The organism is Shewanella xiamenensis (genome assembly GCF_024971755.1).
Classification (GTDB): domain Bacteria; phylum Pseudomonadota; class Gammaproteobacteria; order Enterobacterales; family Shewanellaceae; genus Shewanella; species Shewanella xiamenensis.
On record NZ_CP079718.1, the window covers coordinates 617,570 to 637,882 of the forward strand.

The 20,313-nt window shown below is 47.6% G+C and carries 23 protein-coding genes and 1 riboswitch; of the genes, 15 read left to right on the forward strand and 8 right to left on the reverse strand.

Annotated features, from left to right (window positions below; genetic code table 11):
- Positions 1–46: 46 nt before the first annotated feature.
- Both KXJ80_RS03820 and KXJ80_RS03825 read left to right on the forward strand, forming a co-directional pair.
- On the forward strand, positions 47–739 hold the full coding sequence (locus tag KXJ80_RS03820) for an MOSC domain-containing protein (protein WP_218737860.1): 693 nt from the start codon (positions 47–49) through the stop codon (positions 737–739).
- A 39-nt stretch (positions 740–778) separates the two neighbouring features.
- Positions 779–1,135 carry a DUF4870 domain-containing protein gene (locus KXJ80_RS03825; protein WP_037423127.1) on the forward strand — a complete coding sequence of 119 codons (357 nt, stop codon included), beginning with the start codon at positions 779–781 and terminating at the stop codon, positions 1,133–1,135.
- A gap of 87 nt (positions 1,136–1,222) precedes the next feature.
- On the opposite strand, the gene KXJ80_RS03830 is transcribed toward KXJ80_RS03825, so the two are convergent.
- Positions 1,223–3,139: a methyl-accepting chemotaxis protein gene (locus KXJ80_RS03830; RefSeq protein WP_218737861.1), complete on the reverse strand. Its 1,917-nt coding sequence runs from the start codon at positions 3,137–3,139 to the stop codon at positions 1,223–1,225.
- Positions 3,140–3,442: 303 nt separating this feature from the next.
- Positions 3,443–5,092 carry an electron transfer flavoprotein-ubiquinone oxidoreductase gene (locus KXJ80_RS03835; RefSeq protein ID WP_172588051.1) on the reverse strand — a complete coding sequence of 550 codons (1,650 nt, stop codon included), beginning with the start codon at positions 5,090–5,092 and terminating at the stop codon, positions 3,443–3,445.
- Between the two features lie 252 nt (positions 5,093–5,344).
- A riboswitch (molybdenum cofactor riboswitch) is annotated at positions 5,345–5,478 on the forward strand.
- Here KXJ80_RS03835 and moaA point away from each other — a divergent pair.
- The 7 genes from moaA (at position 5,466) to KXJ80_RS03870 (ending at position 10,398) form a co-directional block, all read left to right on the forward strand.
- The gene (gene moaA / locus KXJ80_RS03840; protein ID WP_218737862.1) at positions 5,466–6,446 is read left to right on the forward strand and encodes a GTP 3',8-cyclase MoaA; all 981 of its coding nucleotides are present in this window, start codon (positions 5,466–5,468) and stop codon (positions 6,444–6,446) included. Its footprint overlaps the riboswitch before it by 13 nt.
- A 112-nt stretch (positions 6,447–6,558) precedes the next feature.
- Complete coding sequence (gene moaC, locus KXJ80_RS03845) at positions 6,559–7,038, forward strand: cyclic pyranopterin monophosphate synthase MoaC (protein WP_011074083.1); 480 nt, start codon at positions 6,559–6,561, stop codon at positions 7,036–7,038.
- A gap of 19 nt (positions 7,039–7,057) precedes the next feature.
- A complete protein-coding gene (gene moaD, locus KXJ80_RS03850) occupies positions 7,058–7,309 on the forward strand; it encodes a molybdopterin synthase sulfur carrier subunit (protein ID WP_218737863.1) in 252 nt (83 codons plus the stop codon).
- 1 nt (position 7,310) lies between these two features.
- A complete protein-coding gene (gene moaE, locus KXJ80_RS03855; protein ID WP_088586523.1) occupies positions 7,311–7,778 on the forward strand; it encodes a molybdopterin synthase catalytic subunit MoaE in 468 nt (155 codons plus the stop codon).
- Positions 7,779–7,821: 43 nt separating this feature from the next.
- On the forward strand, positions 7,822–8,625 hold the full coding sequence (modA, locus tag KXJ80_RS03860; protein ID WP_188870653.1) for a molybdate ABC transporter substrate-binding protein: 804 nt from the start codon (positions 7,822–7,824) through the stop codon (positions 8,623–8,625).
- A gap of 8 nt (positions 8,626–8,633) precedes the next feature.
- Complete coding sequence (gene modB / locus KXJ80_RS03865; RefSeq protein ID WP_203432550.1) at positions 8,634–9,314, forward strand: molybdate ABC transporter permease subunit; 681 nt, start codon at positions 8,634–8,636, stop codon at positions 9,312–9,314.
- Positions 9,295–10,398 carry an ABC transporter ATP-binding protein gene (locus KXJ80_RS03870; RefSeq protein WP_218737864.1) on the forward strand — a complete coding sequence of 368 codons (1,104 nt, stop codon included), beginning with the start codon at positions 9,295–9,297 and terminating at the stop codon, positions 10,396–10,398. The genes modB and KXJ80_RS03870 overlap by 20 nt, the downstream gene beginning before the upstream one ends.
- Before the next feature lies 1 nt (position 10,399).
- Here the strand turns inward: KXJ80_RS03870 and KXJ80_RS03875 are convergent, their stop codons facing one another.
- Positions 10,400–10,561, reverse strand: coding sequence for a hypothetical protein (locus KXJ80_RS03875; RefSeq protein ID WP_218737865.1), 162 nt, complete (start codon positions 10,559–10,561; stop codon positions 10,400–10,402).
- A gap of 409 nt (positions 10,562–10,970) precedes the next feature.
- On the opposite strand from KXJ80_RS03875, the gene KXJ80_RS03880 reads away from it, so the two are divergent.
- From KXJ80_RS03880 to KXJ80_RS03895, 4 genes are read left to right on the forward strand one after another with little or no spacing between them, the layout of a single operon-like run.
- Positions 10,971–11,492, forward strand: a complete 522-nt coding sequence (locus tag KXJ80_RS03880) for a hypothetical protein (protein WP_069454050.1) — start codon at positions 10,971–10,973, stop codon at positions 11,490–11,492.
- 48 nt (positions 11,493–11,540) lie between these two features.
- Positions 11,541–12,218, forward strand: coding sequence for a response regulator transcription factor (locus KXJ80_RS03885; protein ID WP_011621087.1), 678 nt, complete (start codon positions 11,541–11,543; stop codon positions 12,216–12,218).
- A gap of 49 nt (positions 12,219–12,267) precedes the next feature.
- Positions 12,268–13,524 (forward strand): sensor histidine kinase, encoded by a 1,257-nt coding sequence (locus tag KXJ80_RS03890; protein WP_218737866.1) that lies wholly within the window; start codon positions 12,268–12,270, stop codon positions 13,522–13,524.
- Positions 13,525–13,556: 32 nt separating this feature from the next.
- The gene (locus tag KXJ80_RS03895; RefSeq protein ID WP_218737867.1) at positions 13,557–14,243 is read left to right on the forward strand and encodes a TIGR01621 family pseudouridine synthase; all 687 of its coding nucleotides are present in this window, start codon (positions 13,557–13,559) and stop codon (positions 14,241–14,243) included.
- Positions 14,244–14,247: 4 nt separating this feature from the next.
- On the opposite strand, the gene KXJ80_RS03900 is transcribed toward KXJ80_RS03895, so the two are convergent.
- Entirely contained in the window at positions 14,248–15,426 is a 1,179-nt protein-coding gene (locus KXJ80_RS03900; RefSeq protein ID WP_218737868.1) for a GGDEF domain-containing protein, read from the reverse strand.
- Positions 15,427–15,646: 220 nt separating this feature from the next.
- Between KXJ80_RS03900 and KXJ80_RS03905 the strand changes: the two genes are divergently transcribed.
- Entirely contained in the window at positions 15,647–15,766 is a 120-nt protein-coding gene (locus tag KXJ80_RS03905) for a YqaE/Pmp3 family membrane protein (protein ID WP_259474809.1), read from the forward strand.
- A gap of 76 nt (positions 15,767–15,842) precedes the next feature.
- On the opposite strand, the gene KXJ80_RS03910 is transcribed toward KXJ80_RS03905, so the two are convergent.
- Positions 15,843–18,017, reverse strand: coding sequence for a TonB-dependent receptor (locus tag KXJ80_RS03910; RefSeq protein WP_218737869.1), 2,175 nt, complete (start codon positions 18,015–18,017; stop codon positions 15,843–15,845).
- Between the two features lie 303 nt (positions 18,018–18,320).
- Between KXJ80_RS03910 and KXJ80_RS03915 the strand changes: the two genes are divergently transcribed.
- Positions 18,321–18,479, forward strand: coding sequence for a DUF2986 domain-containing protein (locus tag KXJ80_RS03915; protein WP_037425046.1), 159 nt, complete (start codon positions 18,321–18,323; stop codon positions 18,477–18,479).
- A 36-nt stretch (positions 18,480–18,515) separates the two neighbouring features.
- Here KXJ80_RS03915 and KXJ80_RS03920 read toward each other — a convergent pair whose 3' ends face one another.
- Genes KXJ80_RS03920 through KXJ80_RS03930 form a run of 3 tightly spaced genes read right to left on the reverse strand, consistent with a single transcriptional unit; the run spans position 18,516 to position 20,298 of the window.
- The gene (locus KXJ80_RS03920) at positions 18,516–19,028 is read right to left on the reverse strand and encodes a M23 family metallopeptidase (protein ID WP_218737870.1); all 513 of its coding nucleotides are present in this window, start codon (positions 19,026–19,028) and stop codon (positions 18,516–18,518) included.
- A gap of 22 nt (positions 19,029–19,050) precedes the next feature.
- Positions 19,051–19,629 (reverse strand): hypothetical protein, encoded by a 579-nt coding sequence (locus KXJ80_RS03925; protein WP_218737871.1) that lies wholly within the window; start codon positions 19,627–19,629, stop codon positions 19,051–19,053.
- A 3-nt stretch (positions 19,630–19,632) separates the two neighbouring features.
- Entirely contained in the window at positions 19,633–20,298 is a 666-nt protein-coding gene (locus KXJ80_RS03930; RefSeq protein WP_218737872.1) for a CHAP domain-containing protein, read from the reverse strand.
- Between the last annotated feature and the right edge of the window lie 15 nt (positions 20,299–20,313).

Consider the following 20,313-nt stretch of genomic DNA (forward strand, 5'->3'; position numbering starts at 1 on the left):
AGCGTTTTTATTTGGCCCCGTGTGGCGACAATGATGGGAGTAACCAATGTCGACCTTATTGGTAAACAGATTATCGGGTTTGTATTTAGGGGCGAGCCTGCAAGAAATTAGCGGCATTTCAACTGGCATTGACGGTAAAAAATCGGCGCAGCAGTTAGTGGTGAATGTCGACCATGTGGAAGGCGATGCACAGGCTGATCCTAAACATCATGGCGGACTTGACCGAGTATTGCATCATTTTCCCCGTGAGCATTATGGTCAATACCGTCGTTGGGATTTAATCACCCAACTCGAAGATGCACCGAGCATGGGTGAAAATATCAGCACGGTTGGCTTAAATGAAACCGAGGTCAATATTGGGGATGTGCTGCAAATCGGTGCCGTCACAGTGCAAGTGACTCAGCCGCGCTCACCTTGCTTTAAATTGAACCTGCAATTTGGCCATAGCGAATTTGCCCTTGCCATGCAGCAGAGTCAGTTATGCGGTTGGTTTTACAGAGTATTAACCCCAGGTGTGATTCAGTTAAGCGACAAGATAGAATTAGTTGAGCGTAAAACTGATATCAGCGTTGCCGAGGCGATGGCGCTGTATTTTTCTCCTCAATATAACGCTAAAGCCTATGATAGACTCGCCTCCTGTGAAGGGCTGGCACAAAGCTGGGTGAATAGCCTACAGCGCCGCTTAGCAACGCAGCAAGTCGAAGATTGGCAAATGCGTTTGTATGGGCCAAAGAGCTAATAACTTTTATATTTCAAACAATAATACAGGGAAAGTGTCATGATAGAGTCAGTGACGAAGAGCGAGAAAGATTTTGGTTTACTGGTGTATGCCTCTAGTTTAATCGGGTATTTAGTGCCATTAGGCTCCATCCTTGGTCCGCTCATTTTGTGGCTGATGAAGCGTGAAGAGTCGGCTTTTGTCGACCAATGTGGGCGCAGCTGTCTGAACTTTAAGCTAAGCCTACTAATCTACGTGATCATCAGTGGGATATTAGCGTTTGTAGGCATTGGATTTATCTTGCTTATCATCCTCGGCATTTTGGACTTAGTCTGTACTATCCTAGGCATAGTTAAGGCCAGTGAAGGGCAGGTTTATCGCTATCCACTGACGATCAAGTTTCTCTCCGATAACTAATCGCCTTTTAAGTTATGTAATAAAAACGCCTTAGGGAGATCCACTAAGGCGTTTTTATTTCTATATCAATATCTTTGTGTTTGACAATTACACTTTAAACTTAGCTACCAAGGTATCCAAGCGGTGGGCGAGTTGATTTAACGCTAAACTGGCCTGCGCCGCAGCTTGGGCTGTGCTCGCGGTGCGTTGGGTAATGTCGTTAATTTCGGTCACGTTACGGTTAATATCTTCGACCACTGTTGATTGCTCTTCTGTTGCCGCCGCGACTTGAATGTTCATATCACTGATAAGACCAATACGATCGCTAATGCCAACCAAAGACTGGCTAGCCTCATCAACCGCTGTTACACCTTCGTGTGAGCGAGCACGGCTCTGTGCCATGGCATTAACTGCGCGGCTTGCTTCAGATTGCAACTTGTCGATCATACCTTGGACTTCGTTAGTAGAGGCTGCGGTACGTGATGCCAGATTACGGACTTCATCTGCTACTACGGCAAAGCCACGTCCCGCTTCACCTGCGCGTGCAGCTTCAATCGCGGCGTTGAGGGCTAATAGATTGGTTTGCTCCGAAATAGCACGGATCACATCGAGGATGCCACCGATAGATTTGGTATGAGTCGCGAGGGATTCAATCACTTCACCTACTTGTTCCACATCATGGGAGAGCTGATTGATAGTGTCACGGGCACGCGTTACCACCACTTGGCCACTATTGGATTCTGTATCGGCATCTTTCGCGGCGACAGCGGCTTGGGCGGCATTGCTGGCGATTTCATTTACGGTTGCACCCATCTCATTGATGGCCGTTACCACCATCATAGTGCGGTCTTTTTGTTCATGGCTGTCTTCAAGGGTTTGCTGCGCTTGATTAGATACATCTTTCGCCGAGAGGCCGAGTTGTTCACTGGTCTGCGCGACTTCAATAACAGAATCTTGGATTTTGCTGATAAAGCTATTAAATCCTTGGGCAAGTTGGGCAATTTCATCTTCACCATTTACAGGTAAGCGTTGGCGTAAATCACCTTCACCTTCGCCGATATCATGGAACATTGCTGCGACTTGGGCGATAGGGCGACTCACGGAGCCAGCTACCACAATGGCTAGCATGATAAAGCCCGCGGCAATGATTACGGTCCAAATTAGGATCTGATAGGCGGCATCTGTCAGCAGGGCGAAGACTTCGGCTTCAGGTACTTGGGCAACCAAATACCAATCCATCGACGGAATATAACTGCTGGCAACAAAGGTGTTTTCACCTTGGATGTCGGTATTAATAAGATTGAAATCACTACGATTGAGTAATGAACTCATGTTGGCGCCCGAGTACAAACTCTTGAGGCTGCTCTTGCCAATTTGGTTGGCGTCTGGATGTAGTTTTACCTCACCTTTGGCATCGACTAAGTAGACAAACCCGGTTTTTTCAATTTTAAAAGAGTCGAGGAGTCGCACCATATCATCGAGGGATTTGGCGAGACCAACAAGTCCGCGACCGTTAGGTTGTTGATAGTTTATAAAGAGTTTTACCTCACCATTGGCTTCGGTAAATACGTTTAACATCCGCTCTTGACCGCTATCACGATAACCAAAAAACCACCCATCTTGGGCGGGCGTGAGTACGCGTAAAAAACCGTCCTGAGTATAATAGGCGGCGGTTTGTCTATCGGCATAGGAGGCTTGGGCCAAATGATATTGGCGGGTGATGTCCTTTAATTGGGCAACGACTTGGGGCTCTTGCTCCGTTGGGCGGCCATTTTCAAGCCATTGCAGTAACATACGGCTGCTGGCGAGTTGTTCGGCGGCATTCATTAAGCTCGAAATATCCAGCTCAATCTTGTTGCGGATCTGCATCATTAGGCTGGGCATTTCCGACCCGAGCATACGTTGCTGAACCACATTTTTAGCACTGCGTTGGCTGAGCACGCCCACCAGAATGGTTGATAGCAGCACTGCAAATGCCACTGTCAGCAGAATTTTCTGCTTAATAGTAAGGTTATTAAATATCATAAATATCAATATGCCTGTGTTATACGTTTAGAAATATGGGTCGACGTTTTCTACCAATGACTTAGTATCGGACAGAAATGTTAAAAGTTAACCTTAGTTTTGGTCTAATGCCGAATAAAACAGCGTACAAGACATTTATTTGGCCTAACCTGTTGCTCTTGCGGTAGATCTTGTTATGTAGAGTATAGATGGAAATGAGTTGCTGATTTGAAGCATGTGATTTTTATGGTGCAATTGTGGCCAAAATGTAGGGGTAAGGCAAGTAAAAAGAAGGCGCTCAATGAGCGCCTTCTTCGGTAGAGATTACATATTCGGGTAGTTTGGACCGCCGCCGCCCTCGGGCGTCACCCAAGTAATATTTTGGCTAGGATCTTTAATGTCACAGGTTTTGCAATGGATGCAGTTTTGCGCATTGATAACAAACTTCGGTTGACCCGCTTCCTCAACAATTTCGTACACGCCAGCAGGGCAGTAACGCTGGGCGGGCTCGTTAAATTGCGTCAGGTTTATCCCGAGCGGAATGCTGTTGTCTTTTAAGCGTAGATGGCAAGGCTGGTCTTCCTCATGATAGGTGCTCGACAGGTAAACTGAAGAGAGCTTATCGAAGCTGAGTTTGCCATCGGGTTTGGGATAATCAATCTTGTTGTAGGCACTTACTGGGGCCATTTGTGCATAGTCTGGGTGTTCATCACGCAGGGTGATCGGGAACTTACCACCGAACCAGTTTTGATCTATGTAGTTAAATGCACCGCCAAGGAAAGTGCCAAACTTATGCATTGCCGGGCCAAAGTTGCGCGACTTATATAGCTCTTCGTGTAACCAGCTTTCTTCCAGATGGGTTTGGAAACAATCCAGATCTTTACCGCCTTCGACCTCGGCCATCATTGCCTTGGCTAAGGTTTCAGCCGCGACAATGCCGCTCTTCATGGCGGTATGCGTGCCTTTGATCTTGGCAAAGTTTAAAGTGCCCGCATCGCAACCAATCAGCAAACCGCCGGGGAAACTCATCTTCGGCAGTGAGTTCAGGCCACCTTTAGTGATAGCACGTGCGCCATAGCTCAAGCGTTCGCCGCCAGTTAAGTATTTGGCGATGACTGGGTGAGTCTTATAACGCTGAAACTCATCGAATGGACTTAAATGGGGGTTTTTGTAATTGAGGTCGATAATCAGACCCACGGCAATTTGGTTGTCTTCCATATGATAGAGGAAGCCACCACCCGAGGCGCCATCGGTTAATGGCCAACCACCTGTGTGCACCACTTTACCTTGTTCGTGTTGCTCGGCGGGCACTTTCCAGATTTCTTTAAAGCCTAGGCCGTAATGTTGTGGTGTTTTACCATTATCTAAGTGGTATTTTGCGATCAGCTGTTTGCCTAAGTGACCACGGCAGCCTTCTGAGAACACGGTATATTTGGCGTGAAGCTCCATGCCGGGCATAAAGCTGTCTTTGGGTTGGCCATCGGCGCCGACGCCCATATCGCCAATTAGGATACCCTTCACGCTGTTATCTTCATTGAAGAGTAATTCGCTGGCGGCAAAGCCGGGGAAAATTTCTACGCCGAGTTCTTCGGCACGGGTCGCGAGCCAACGGCAGAGATTACCTACGCTGACAATATAGTTGCCTTCGTTGTGCATGGTTTTCGGCACAAATGCATTAGGCATGAGTTTGCTGTCGGTAGCGGAGTTGAGCAGATAGATTTCATCGTGGGTCACGGCTGTGGTGACGGGGGCGCCTTTATCACGCCAGTCGCTGAATAGCTCGTCTAATACCCTTGGTTCGAATACGGCGCCTGATAGAATATGCGCGCCCACTTCGGAGCCTTTTTCTACCACGCAAACGGTAATTTCTTTACCTGAATCCTTTGATATCTGCATTAATCGACACGCAGTCGCCAAGCCAGCTGGGCCAGCGCCGACGATAACAACATCGAATTCCATTGATTCGCGTTCCATCAGTTCACCTTTTCCTTCGCTTATCCCCAATTTATATTGGGTGTTGTAGTTTGTTTGTAAACGGGCGTTTTATTACTAATGTCCACCTTACCTCAAAATCACCGCAGGGCACAGGGGCTAAGCAGGCTGTTTAGCCTAAAGAGTGACAAATCTTTGGGTGAGCACTGTCACAGATTGTTCACGCTCAGTTGAAGCGGATCAAGAAATACCTGTTTAGGGGTATAGCTAGCCAATACTTTCGGCTTATAATCACGGCTGACGGTTCTCCGAGCTTGCCTACCTAAGTCAACAGATATGGTGGTGTAGCCGTGGCAATAAGGCCACTGGGGTGAGTAAAGAAATGCACTCGCCTCCCACACTTGGAAAGGTGATCATGTCTCAATTACAAGACAATTTTGGTCGTAAATTTCATTACTTACGGATGTCAGTCACTGACGTTTGTAACTTCAAATGCAGCTATTGCCTCCCCGATGGTTATCATCCCAATGGCAAGCAACAGTTTTTATCTCTCAGTGAGATAGAAAACTTGGTGTCCGCATTTAGCCTCGTTGGCACTCAAAAAATCCGTATTACTGGCGGTGAACCCACGCTGCGTAAAGATTTTACCGATATTATTCGAGTCGTTGCCGATAATCCGCATATTCATACCGTAGCCACTACCACTAATGGATATAGGCTCGAGAAGCATGCCCAAGAGTGGTTCGATGCTGGTCTGCGCCGCATCAATGTGTCGGTAGACAGCTTAGATCCTAAGATGTTTTACCAGATCACCGGCGAGAATAAGTTCGACGAGGTGATGCGTGGTATCGATGCTGCATTATCAGCAGGCTTTGAGCGCGTAAAAGTCAATGCGGTATTACTCAAAGGCATGAACGATAAAGATTTACCGCGCTTTTTGAATTGGATTAAGCATACGCCCATCGATCTGCGTTTTATTGAGCTGATGGAAACAGGCCTTGGCCGCGAGTATTTCCAAGCTCACCATTTGGCGGGTGCCGATATCAAAACGCAGCTGCAAGCCGAGGGCTGGCAATTAGATACGCCTCGCGCCGACGATGGCCCTGCGCAAAACTTCAGCCACAGTGACTTTAAGGGCCGTATCGGCTTGATCATGCCCTATGCCACTAACTTCTGCGCGAGCTGTAATCGCTTGCGGGTCTCGGCCAAGGGTAAGTTGCACTTATGCCTCTTTACCGAGTCTGGCATCGATTTGCGTGATCTACTGCAACACCCGAGTCAACAAGCGGAATTAATCGAGCGGTTACACGGTCAACTGGCGCAGAAGAAGGAAACCCATTATCTGCATCAGGGCATTACTGGCGTGACGCAACATCTGGCCTCGATTGGCGGTTAATCTAACTTAGGTCTTAGTCTGCTTATCGCGTTATCTTTCATTAGGTTAGATTTCGCGATGGCGCTTAACTTCCCTATGCTTGAATTTGGCATCAGTTTAAAGGATCGCTTCAATGAGCAATGTATTTACCCATATTAACGCCGACGGCAATGCCCATATGGTCGATGTGACCGAGAAAGCCGTGACCGAGCGCGAGGCCCGTGCCGAAGCCTTTATCGAGATGGCGAGCACGACCCTCGAGATGATCATGAGCGGCAGCCACCATAAGGGCGATGTGTTCGCCACCGCGCGTATCGCGGGGATCCAAGCGGCGAAAAAGACTTCAGATTTAATTCCGTTATGTCATCCACTAATGCTAACTAAGGTCGAAGTCGAGCTCGAGGCTCAGCCTGAGCACAATCGTGTGCGCATCACTAGCCTGTGTAAATTATCCGGCAAGACTGGCGTCGAAATGGAGGCGCTCACGGCGGCCTCTGTCGCGGCCCTGACGATTTACGATATGTGCAAAGCCGTGCAGAAAGACATGGTTATTTCTCAGGTACGCCTGCTCGAAAAACGCGGCGGCAAGTCGGGACACTTTAAAGCTGAATAACATAAAGCGAGATAAGAATATGATTAACGTGTTGTTTTTTGCCCAAGTTCGTGAGCTTTTAGGGACTGCCCAACTGAGTATTGAAGCGAGCGAGCAGACACAAACTGCGGAAGGACTACGCGCAATACTGGCGGCCACCGACGATAAATGGGCCAAAGTGTTAGCCTCGGACAAATTGCTGGTGGCGGTGAATCAAACTATCAGCCAGTGGGATACCCGCGTGAGCGATGGTGATGAGGTCGCCTTCTTCCCGCCTGTGACCGGAGGTTGATATGCGTTTACTGCCAAATGTGCGGGTGCAGACCGTCGATTTTAATGTGGCCGATGAGTACCACCAATTAGCCCAAGACAATAGCGATGGCGCCGTTGTCACCTTTGTGGGCAAGGTGCGCGACTTTAACGATGGTTCAGTGGTGACTGACCTGACTTTAGAGCACTATCCCGGTATGACGGAGCGTGTTCTTGAGCAAATCGTTGCCGAGGCGCGTGAGCGTTGGCCGCTCAATAACGTTACGGTTATCCACCGTGTCGGCACGATGGCGCTGGGTGAGCAAATTGTGTTTATTGGTGTCACCAGCGCTCATCGCAAAGCGGCCTTTGCGGCCTGCGAATTCTTAATCGACTTTTTGAAAACCAAAGCCCCTTTCTGGAAATTAGAAGCAGGGGACAAGGGCAAGAATTGGGTCGAGGCCAAGGATGCCGACGAGCAAGCGGCGCAAGTGTGGCAACACAAAGACTAACGTAAGACTGAGCTAGCAGCAGGCGAGACTGAGAGGTGAGTTTATGCACGGTGTGACAGGGTTAGGCAAAATCTGGGGTCTAGTATTTTCTCTAGTATTGTCGTTCTGTGTTGCTTTGATGCCTACCGTTAGCCGCGCCGAGACAGTGCCTGCGATTGCGGCCGCCGCCAATATCAAGTTTGCCCTCGATGATATTGTTAAAAACTTTAGCGCCGAAACTGGGCTCAAGGTGCGAGTCTCCTACGGCTCATCGGGTAATTTTGTCGCGCAAATTCAACATGGTGCGCCATTTGAAATGTTGCTTAGTGCCGATGAGCGTTATATCCATGAGCTGCAAAAAGCGGGCTTTACCCGCGATGAAGGCGTGCAATACGCGGTGGGTCGCCTAGCCTTAGTCGCCCCAAACAAGTCCCCTTTAACCTTGGATACTGAACTTAACGGCGTAAAAGCCCTACTCGCCGCGGGTAAGTTGGAGCGCTTTGCGATTGCTAATCCTGAGCATGCGCCCTATGGCGAACGCGCCCGTGAACTGTTGCAAAAATTAGGCTTGTGGGATGGTCTACAAACCAAGCTAATCTTGGGCGAAAATGCCTCCCAAGCGGCGCAATTTGCCGTGAGTGGCTCCACCCAAGGCGGTATTATTCCGTTATCCCTTGCCTTAGCGCCCCAGTTTAAGGCCTTAGGTCAGGCGATTGCCTTGCCCGAAGAATTGCATGGGCCACTCAATCAACGCATGGCGTTGATGCCAAAAGCGGGAGCAACCGCAGAGCGTTTTTATCAATATCTTCAATCTGATGCCGCCAGAGCCGTATTCCTGCAATACGGATTTGGTCTACCCGCTCGGTAAGGCCAGACATGGATTGGCAGGCGCTTTGGTTATCGGTCAAACTCAGTAGCATCACAGTCTTGGTGTTGATCCCGCTGGCGATTCTGGCGGGGCGAGCCTTAGCCTATCGTCAGTTTGTGGGTAAGTCCTGGGTTGAAGCTTTAATCATGGTGCCCTTAGTCTTGCCGCCGACTGTGATTGGTTATTACTTGCTGGTGGGGCTTGGCAGCCAAAGCTGGTTAGGGCAGTGGTTAGAGCATCTGACTGGGCAGCAGTTAGTGTTTCATTTCTCGGGGTTAGTGCTGGCATCCGTGCTGGTGAATATTCCCTTTGCGTTACAACCGATACAACGTGCCTTTGAGGCGGTTCCACACGACGTGCGCGATGCTGCAGCCTGTTGCGGCATGAGCAAACTTAAAATTCTGCTGAAAATTGAATTGCCTATGGTCTGGCCTGGGGTGTTGACCGCCTTAGTGCTGTGCTTCTCCCATGTACTCGGTGAGTTTGGGGTGGTGCTGATGATGGGCGGCAATATCGCTGGCGAAACCAAGACGATATCGATCTCCATTTATGACAGCGTGCAGGCCTTCGATTTTGGTGCAGCTGGCACTATGTCATTGGTACTGTTGTTATTTGCGATTACCGCATTGGCTCTAACTACCAGTTTGTCACGGCGTTTAGGAGGTCAGGGTGGCGCAAATCATCGCTGATCTGCATTGCCAGATCCAAAACCATAAGCATATAAAACTGAGTGCCGAATTTAGCTGCAAGGCGGGTGAGGTGTTAGCGGTCGTTGGGCCTTCAGGTGGCGGTAAGACGACGTTACTGCGGATGATCGCTGGGCTGAATTATCCCGACACGGGCAGTATTGTGTTTGGTGAAACGCCATGGTTTGACCATCAAAGTCGCACCGCGCTAACGCCGCAGCAGCGCCATATTGGCTATATGCCACAGCATTTTGGGCTATTTCCCAATCTTACCGCGCTCGAGAACGTGGTTGCAGGGCTTGACCATATTCCCAAGTCGGAGCGAGTTGCTAGGGCGAAGGATTGGTTAGAACGGGTTAATTTACATGGTTTGCCCGATAGACTGCCTATGCACCTCTCCGGTGGTCAACGCCAGCGGGTTGCGCTTGCTCGCGCCCTTGCCCGTGAACCTTCAGTGCTACTGCTCGATGAGCCATTTTCAGCGGTGGACAGAGAAACTCGTGAGCGTTTGTATCTCGAACTTGCTCGACTCAAAGAGCAACTGCTTTGCCCAGTGATTATGGTGACCCACGATTTAAACGAAGCACTGCTGCTGGCCGATTCGATGATCTTGATTAGCCAAGGCCAGATGTTACAGCAGGGTGCGCCGTTTGAGGTGTTATCGCGGCCACGTAACGAGGCTGTTGCGCGGCAGATGGGCTTAAGGAATATTTTCGATGGCGAAGTGATGTTCCAAGATCGCACTAAAGACATCACCTGGCTCAAATTTGGTGAGCAGCTGATTGCCAGCGATTTTGGCAAAGACCGCAGTGTTGGCAGTAAAGTTCGCTGGGTCATCCCCAATCAGGGTATTCGATTTAACGCCATTTCAAATGGACGTTTATGCCGTAGTTTTAATAAGTTAGATGTGACTATCGACTCTTTACTTGTGATGGGCGAGTCAGTGCGGGTCGTCTGTTATGCTACTGGGACTAAACTGCAGCTTAATACGGAAGTGTCGCTTCATCTCGCACAGAAGCTTGGCTTAACCAAGGGGATGCAAACCACGGTTGCGCTCAAATCTGAGCAAATTCATATTTTAGAGTAGGTTAATGACGTTTTTTACCTAGTAATCCCATCCAAAATGTTCCTTCCAACAGCATACCTAAGATTATAAACGTCACAGCGCTTGTGGCGCTGCCATAGGCGTAGGCGCTTAATGCTCCAAGCAGTAGCAAACTTAAGCTAATCCAGCGTGTAATTGGTTGCATATGCACTCCGATTTAAATAGCCGTTTAGTTGACTCTAGAACAATGGGATTGCATTGCCAATCGTACTTTTTGACGACACAGATGCGCTAAAATACCAGCTGAAATTCAATTAGTGTGATTTTAAATGGCTAAATGATGGTTTTTTACAGTAAATGTCATGCTTCAAAATCCCCAGATGATCAAAGCTTAATCTTGTTTCCATCGGTGTTTCAGTCGCTATTAGGTAAACTGAATGCATTCGTCAGTGTTTGCTGAGTTTGAATCAAGTGGATTGAGCAATTCACATGAGTGATGAACTAGGCGCCATCATGGGCAAACAGGGATAAAAACGATGGGATTTTGGTACGCCATCGACATCTAACTGATTGTCTCATAAGATACAAACTTAGCCGATTTTTATGGAGGAACCATGAGACTATGGTTGCTAGGATTCATGTTGGTATCTGGGATTGCCACCGCAGCCCAGAGCATGTATTCGATGCTTTCGAGCGGTGAGTATCAGCCGCCGTTAAGCGTGATGCAGCAAATTGAGAAGGAGTTTCCTGGCGTGATTGCCGAGTTTGAAATGGAAATGCAGGAAGGCGAGTTGGTCTACCAGTTTGAGTTGATTAATCCGCTGGCGAATGCAATAACCCGCTTCGAATATCGGGCGCGAGATGGTAAGTTATTGAAACAAAAAGCGGGTAAAGTCACAGCCGATGATGTCGGCGAAGTGGAAGCCGCACGCCTTATCAGCACTAAACATCAAACCTTCTCCGGCATTATTGCAATGGCGACTCAGGATCATAAGGCCTTTCTGACCGATGCAAAATTAGACCATGACTTAGGTATCAGTTACTTAGAGTTAAAGTTGCTGGACGATACAGGCAAGTATAAATTGGCATTCGATATTGAAAATTTACGACAGTTACCTTTACTTAAGTGGGATTAGCACGCTGAGTATTACCGCTAAGTGAAGACAGGGGAGCGCAGCATACAGATGAAAATACTTTTAGTTGAAGATGATGCGACAACGATCGACTACATCGTTAAAGGATTTCTTGAGCAGGGACATAATATTGAGACCGCCAGCGATGGTCATCAAGGTCTGCTGCAAGCCACGAGTGGTCAGTACGACCTCTTGATTCTCGACCGCATGTTGCCCCAACTCGATGGGTTGAAATTGCTGGCCGCCCTTAGAGCAACTGGCAACCAAACTCCAGTGCTTATCCTGTCGGCGCTGGCCCATGTGGATGAAAGGGTAAAAGGTCTGCGTGCGGGTGGCGATGATTATATGACTAAGCCCTTTGCCTTTTCGGAGCTGCTTGTACGTGCCGAAAAGTTGATGCAACGGGGCCAATCCGTACCTATTACCACAGATCTGGTGGTCGGCGGCTTAAAAATGGAGCTGCTAACACGTAACGTGACCTTAGATGGCCACGATTTAATGCTGCAACCCAAAGAATTCCAACTGCTTAAGTATCTGATGGAACACGCTAATCAGGTTATTAGTCGGACGCTATTATTTGAAGCCGTGTGGGATTATCACTTTGATCCCCGTACTAATGTGATCGACGTGCATATCGCCAAGTTACGTCGCAAGTTTGAAGAGTTAGGCCACGGTGAATTGATTGAAACCGTAAGGGGAGCGGGTTATCGCTTACGCCAAAGGCATTAAGCCTTACCAAAGCAGCGCCTGGCGCATCACTATTATCTTCTCGACCTTAGTGACTGTGATCATAGGCGCTTTGCTGTTTGCCCTTTATCGGCAGCTTATTATCGAACAGCAGTACCAAGTGACTCAGTATCTCGAGTCAGAAACCCAACGTTATCAGCAGCTTGCTCTTACTGTCGACCGTCGCAGTTTTGCGGCGCAAATTCGTGCCGCCGATCCGCAGACGGCGCTTATCGCCTGGCGCAATAGCTATGATATGGTTGGCGCCTTAAGCTTTATGCCCGAAGGTATGCCCATGCTGCCGCAAACCCGGGATTTTCCGATTTTAACGGGCGGCCCTGATAAGTTGCATATCCTTACCGGCGGTCTAGTGATGACTCGCTATGGCCCCGTGCTCATTGCCACTCGTACCGATAACTTAGCCACTCTTATCGATAAATTTATCAGCGCGGCAGCCACGGCTGTGATGTTGACTATCGTGCTGACCTTAGCGCTAGGTTATCTGTTTTCTAAAGCAATTTTACGCCGTTTAGTACAATACAACCGTTTAAGTGAGCAAATTGAGCGCGGGCATTATGATACGCGTTTGCCACTCAGTTGGCGTCAGGACGAGTTTGATATGTTGGCGCTGCAATTTAATAATGTGCTGGATATTCTCGAGAACAACCTGTTGGCAGTACGTGGGGTGACGGATAATATCGCCCACGATTTGCGCACGCCTTTATCCCATATTCGCATTGGTCTTGAGGAGTTAGCGGCAAAATCCCCCGATGAAATTAGTGAAGGTTGTGCGATTTTGACCGAAGAACTCGATCACTGCCTTGCTACCTTTGATGCCATGCTCTCGCTGACACGCATTGAGGAGGGGCAGCAAACCTTAGATTTGCAAGAGCTGAGTTTGGCGCAGCTATGCACCGATCTGCTGGAAATGGCCGATGCGGTAGCTGAGTCGAATGAGCAAACCTTGAGTCTGTCGCTACTTGCTGATCATAAAGTCCATGGCGATAAATATTTGTTATTCCAAGCCTTATATAATTTGGTCGACAATGCGATGAAATATTCAGGCCAAGGCGCACGTATCGATATTATTCAGTCCGGTGCTCAAATTAAGATCTGCGATAATGGTCCAGGGATCCCCGATGACAGCAAGGAAAGAGTATTCGAGCGCTTAGTGCGTCTCGACCCAAGCCGCCATTTGCAAGGCACAGGTTTAGGATTATCTATGGTCAAAGCGATTCTATCGCGGCACAATGCACAGATTACTCTTTCGGATAATCATCCTGGCCTAGTGGTTACTATCCAGTTTTAGGCCAATATCCGCGTGACAGTGTTAGGAACCCCATGTACCGAATCATAGCCAATGAGGCTGATTTTCTTGTTATTTCTAAATCGCCGAATGTGCACTTTCATAGCCAAGATGGCACCGCTGGTGTCGTTGCGCAGCTGGAGCATTATTTGGGGATTAAGCTCTTTGCCGTGCATCGGCTCGATACCCCGACCTCAGGGCTGTTACTGTTAGCTAAACATTCGGCGGCAGCGCGGCAGTTGACTGAGCTGTTTAGCGCTCATCGAGTACAGAAATACTATCTCGCCCTCGCCAAAGGTAAGCCGAAAAAGAAGCAAGGCTGGGTGATTGGCGATATGGCTAAATCCCGCCGCAGTATGTTTAAGTTACTGCGTACCAAAGAAAATCCAGCAATTACCCAATTCTTTTCCGTCAGTGTTGGCGATGGGCTACGGTTGTATTTACTCAAACCCCACTCGGGGAAAACCCATCAGTTACGGGTCGCGCTTGCTAGCCTTAGGGTACCGATTTTAGGCGATGCCCTCTATGGCTCCGATGTCGCCGACCGCTGTTATTTGCACGCCTATTGCCTGCATTTTCGTTATCAACATGGAGATGGCAGTTGGCAGAATTATGCGTATCTTGATATGCCTGAGCAGGGTGAGCTCTTTTTAACTGAGACTGTCAGTGAGGCGCTGACATTTTGGCAAGCACCAGAGACTTTAGATTGGCCTGATCGATAGGTGTTTATTGGGAGGGGAATGCTTGGCAGATCCGGTCGCGCCCCTCAGACTTTGCTTGATACATGGCATGATCGGCTTCAATCAATAGTTTGTCTGGTTGACATCCTTGATAAATCGTGGCGTAACCCACGCTTGCACAAAGTTGGACTTGTTTATCCTGCCAGTTAATCGGATTTTCCCTCAGTACCCGACGTAATTTATCCGCAACGGCTCTTGCGGATGGTGCGCTTGTGGCTGGCAGTAAAACCAAAAACTCTTCCCCACCATGACGACACAGGACATCGTGTTCCCGTAATACCGAGTTAAATAATCTTGCCGCCGTCAGCAGGGCGAGGTCACCAACATCATGACCATAGTGATCATTTATGTGTTTGAAATGGTCGAGATCGAGCAAGATCACGCTATAAGGCTCTGCATTTTTCTGCCAGCGTTGGTGGGTTGTGGTGAGTCTTTTTTGCATTGCGCGTCGATTCCACAGCCCTGTGAGCTGGTCTTTTTCAGCCAACATTCTGATTTTACTCACCAGACGAGTCATCGCATTACCTATCATCAGGATATTGATAAGTAAGGCTAAGAACACATAAAACCACAGCACAGGAATGGCTTCAATCGTGTGCATGGCAATAAATATTGGCGTTTCACTCGGCGATAACAGGGCGATGAAAAACCGAATCATGAAGATGATAGCCATCGCGATTAAGGGGGGGATCATGGCAATCGCAATCTTATTGCCAGTCTCTCTGCGGATAGCGTAATAGTTATCTCGACTGAGCATCACAAAAGATAGTGCTGCATTTGCTGAAAAAAGCATGGCGAGTATCGGTTGAGATTGGACATTTGGGGGAACCATCAACATGAGTGCAGCGGTGATTGCGAGCATAGTGAGATCGAGCTTAGTGCTGTGCTGTAAGCGGAACAGATATTGTGTGCCCCAACGCAGCATGATAAATCCGAGTAAGATAACAATATCTGCGCAAAACCAGTAGAGGTAACTATTTGATTCGGTTCTTAGAGTGTTGAGAATGATGCCGATAAATACACAGATATTCGCAAGGGAAAAGCGCATGCTGGCTAATTTGGCAATGTTCAATGGTTTGGCGATTAATCCCCATGCAATAGCGGCTGTACCTGTCAGTAGACAAATAAATTTAATCAGTAAAAGTGCTTGGGGATCAAATTCCATGGCGGCGTTCAATTTTCCTTTAACTATAGATGGCTTTTGGCATTTTTGTTGAAATGGGCTGAATGTTAAGTGAAGACCTGTGCCACAACGTCCAAGCCACAAGTTGATAATGCAATGGTTGCAAACCGGTGGGCTAACGACGAAGTTAAAAACTGCTTACTCGTCATTTATTACGGTTTAAGGATGGCATGCCGTCGATATAAACAAATGACTATGAGTCATTATTGCGATTCTATTGCCTCCCGTTGTGGTATTTTTAAACGCGGGCGTAGGCAAAGATCTGTTAATTATCATAGTGCTGTGTTTATTTTTCGGGTTCCAGCCTTACCGTCGTCACTAAGGCATAGCGTGTTTCAATGAGCCAATAAAAAGCGCAACCTAAGTTGCGCTTTTTATCGATTTCACCTGTTCGTTAATTAAAACGCCACGGTATAACCTATAGTGGCAGTGCGACCCATACCTTTGAAATAACGATCATTTGTACCCATGGTCTGTGAGTAGTAGTTGAAATAATCCTTATTAAACAGGTTTTGTACACCAATGCTTAAGGTACCCGTGTAGAGCGGCATTGAAAATGATGCGTCGACAGTGGTGTAACCATCAAACTCGGCATATTTAGCACCTTTGGCATTTTCAAAATCACGGTCCATAAAGTAATTTGCTTGAACACGTGTCGACATTTCATTATCGAAGTTGTGGGTCCAGAATAAGTTGATACGATTCGGGGAAATATTGGCGCCATCGAGATCGGTATCGACCTTATTATCACCGTTTACATCGTATTCGCCCCGTTGCAGTGCGATGTTCATGCCCAAATCATCATTGCTTGTTAGATAAGCGGTAACATTCGCTTCGATCCCATCAATGACGCTTTTTTCACGTTTTACATCATAGAAACCGTCGCTGTTTAAGGCTAAACGGGCACCAAAATCGGTAGCAGAACGGTAGTAAGCAATCTTAGCACTTAAGAAACTACCTTGATAATCGGCACCCAATTCAACGTTATCCGTCACGATTGGAGTTAAGGCTAAAGAGTCACTAATGCTTGGATTGGCGCCGGGGAAACTGTTTCCGTCACGCAGAATACGGCCAATGTCCGGCATGCCAAAACCTTGGTTGTAGCTAGTGTAGACGCGGATATCCGGCGTGATTTTATAGGATAAACCGACATTGAATAAGGTTTCATCAAAGGTGGCTTCGCCCCCCGCGATTTGCTTATTGCCAGCGCCATAGAGGGTTTTGTAGTCATCAACATTGAGGGCAGCGTGCTCGTAACGCACACCCGTTGATACGGTTAAATCTTTAATTAAATCATAGTCTAACTGTAGATACGGCGCGAAGTTATCATAGGTGCTTTCAGGTACCCAAGAGAACCCAGTTTTCACTAAGTCCTGTTCAGTCGTATCGCGGAACAAGTCGATACCATAGGCCGCATCGATGCCAGTATCTGCAATGTTTTTCGCGATTAACGAAGTTTTTAGGCCCCATTTAACCGAAGAGTTGCGTGATTGCTCGTAGTATAAGTGCTCGCCTTTGCTATTTACACCGCATTGAACCACTTGATCGCTGCCTTCAAAGGAAGGATCGTAGAAGCTATCGAAACAACCACCGCCGTACACCGCTTTAAAGTCTTGATTAAACAACTGCATGTTGAGCTGTTGGCCTGCAATGTTTTCGTGGCTATAGGTCAAACTAGTGGTGGTGACTTGGTTATTAGCCGCTTCCCAGGGCTGTTTTTGTTCCACGGCACCGGTTGGAATACCATTGGGTTTATTTCCTGCTACGGCCATCCAGTCGCCATTGTTATCCATGTTGTAATGGTTAACCATCAGCTCTAGGCGCGACTCGGTAAAGTTGTGGCCTAATTTGATGAAGAAGTCCTTACTCTGGCTATCCATGGACTCGCCTTGCGTCGTGTCCACCCCAATCACATCGTGATTGGCATCGTAGTAAACCCCGTTATTGCGATAGCTGACCGAGCCTAGCATATCGATCAATTCTGACTCGCCTGAAAACGCATAGCTGGCACCAAAACTGACACCGTTAGACTTGAGTGAGTCAGGGACTGTGACATCAAAGCTAGCGACGTGCTGGTTATCGCCCGTGGGCTTTTTGGTGATGTAGTTGATAATACCGCCCTGTGCGCCTAGGCCGTGCATCGCATTGGCGCCGTGAATAATTTCAATGCGTTCAATCATTGCAGGATCGATAGTTTGTCCTGAGCGGCCACCGCTGCGCAGCGGGTTCGATTGCGGCACGCCATCGATCATAATTAATGGTGCACGACCACGCAGGGTTTCACCCGTATTACTCATCTTTTGGCGGCTTGGTGAAAAGCTTGGCGCTAAGTTGCCAATAATGGTCGACAGATCTTTGGTGGTGCGGAACTGTTCTTCGAGTTGCACGCGGTCGATAATGGTCACTGTATTAGGAATCGAGCTTGGGGATTTATCCATACGGCTCGCGGTCACGGTAATTCTTTCTATTTCTTTGTTTTTATTTATTTCCGTGTCGGATTTTTCTTGTGCAATAGCGGATTGGGTGAGTGCTGCAAAGACAGCGAGAGCAACAAACGAGGTTTTGAACGTCATATAACTTCCTGCTAAGGGCGTGTGAATTTGCTACACCGAATTCCTTGGCATCAGACTCTTCCGTTAAACAACATTGCAAATGATAGTGATTTTTATTAACTGCGGATGATAAGGAAGTCATTCAAGGTTGTCTAGTCGATCTGTAAATCAAACGAGCTAAAATGTGGCGTTTTTTGCAACTTGTGACTCGGATAGCAATTATAGGTGTATTAAGATTGAGGGTTTATCTTCATCCTACTGATTTGTTGCTGTGGCTAAGGATGACTATAATAGCGGCTTTAATTGTGTCTAAATACAACCCTTATGAACCGCAAAAAGAAAATTAATCAAACGCTTAAGCAAAAGGCGAAAAAAGCTAATGCCAAGCTTCACACCAGTAATAAACCTAAATATATCGCGAAAGCAGAACGAGTTGCACAGGCTCTCGCGGCAGAAAATGAGCTAGAAGTGCCCGTTGAGTGAGCCGTTAATCTCTAACAGTTAAATCCTCAATAAAGCTTACTTAGCCTCTAAATACTCAATGGGATTGAGATAAAAAGCCTTTTTATATCCTTGGGTTGAAGTGTCTATTCGCCAAGGTCTTGGTAACATGCTCAAAATGGAATAGTGCAAATGGGGCGGTTTGCCTTGAGCATTGCCAGTCGTACCGACTGTGCCTAGCGTTTCTCCACTTGTCGCGAATAAGCCTGTCGATGCTTCAATGCTGCCTAGGTGCGCAAAATAATGAATTTGCCATTTAGGGCCGAGTCCAACAACGACTTTTCCGCCTTTAAAAAAGTCACCTTTGTACAGCAGTAGCATGGGCGTTGGTGCGATAACCGGGGTACTCGTGGCCGCAAATATATCAATACCCTTGTGTGTGCCCGAACTTCCCCAAGGCTCATACCAAAAGGTTTGGCTATTCCAATCCTTATTCGTGGCACCTTTTACGGGGATGATAGGCTGCTCAGGCACTAGGCATCCGGCAAGGAAAAAGAGTGCGAGAATGAATGCGATATATTTCAGTTTCATTGTTATCTCTTACATAAATCTTTTAGTGAAACTCACTGAATTCAAACCAGTTTGTCGGATATTGCAGGCGCTCGGTTTCACCAAGTGATAACCAATAGGGGCGCCAAAACGCATCGCACCAAAACTCAAGGTTCCCTTGCAAACTCCCAAGTGTATCAGGATCAACATCGGGAAAACTTTCCCAAGGAGCAGGCGGCGCGGCTTTAAAGGCAATAAGCTGTTGCAATAGATTGATATCATTGGTGATCAGCAATACACAGATCCCGGCAAAATCAGCATATTGTTGTAAAAATACTGTTGTCTGTAGGCTGGTGTGATGCAGTACGCCATTAAATGGCATGTCAGAACCTACATGCTCGAATCCTGTCTGGCAAAGTAAAGTGTCGAGTCGTTGTTTATCTTGATAATTCAACAAGCAATGGAGTTGATAGGCGGATAATTCAGTCTGAGTTATTGGCGTGACTAAGGGATAAGCTTGGCGGTGAGGCAAAGTGAGACTCGCAGTTGCTTCGCCACCAAAGAGTGCTTGAAGATCCGTTGCCTGCGAGCGAGTTGTCGCTTTTGTGGCAAATAGCTGTTTTACCCAGTTAAAAATCCCCATAGCTTATTCCTTGATGGCCATCGTAGGGTCGATAAAGCCGCCCGTTTCTGTTATCACCTTAGGGCTTATTACCTCCCAGCGTAACCATCCTTTGGCGCGTGGTGCGTTTATATACCAGAGTCCAGCCCGTTGTTCTAAAACGAAATATTCCCTTGATGGGGCAAATGGGCCGGGGTTTTGCTGGGCGATTTCGATACTGTTGTCCGTGACGGCCGCGATAATGGCGACATGGCCATAGGGATTAAACATCCATGGGGCAAAGACCAGCAAATCATCAGCCATAGGTTTGCTTTGGCTGCCATTGGTAAATTGGCGTAGGGCGCGTTTTTCATTCCAACTGCCATCAGTGAGCAGATTATCGAAGAAGTCCCTGGCATGCCCAAAACTGTCAGGCATTTTGTGTTGATATCGTTGGTAAAAGTAGCGCTTAACAAATTCTACGCATTGATATTTTATGCCGAGGTTATAGCCGTCGAGGGAGAGGTTGCGTCCCTCATTCGTATTGACGCCACCGTTATAGTAAATCTCGATTCCATTGAGGGAGTCGATAATGTCACCCACTTGGTGATCAGTGTTGAAGTGATAGCGTGTAAGCAACTGATAGCCGAGAAAACTGACGCTAAGCCCCAGACCCACAATCAGCATCCATAAGCGAAAACCTTTAATCATCTTTAGTACGACATT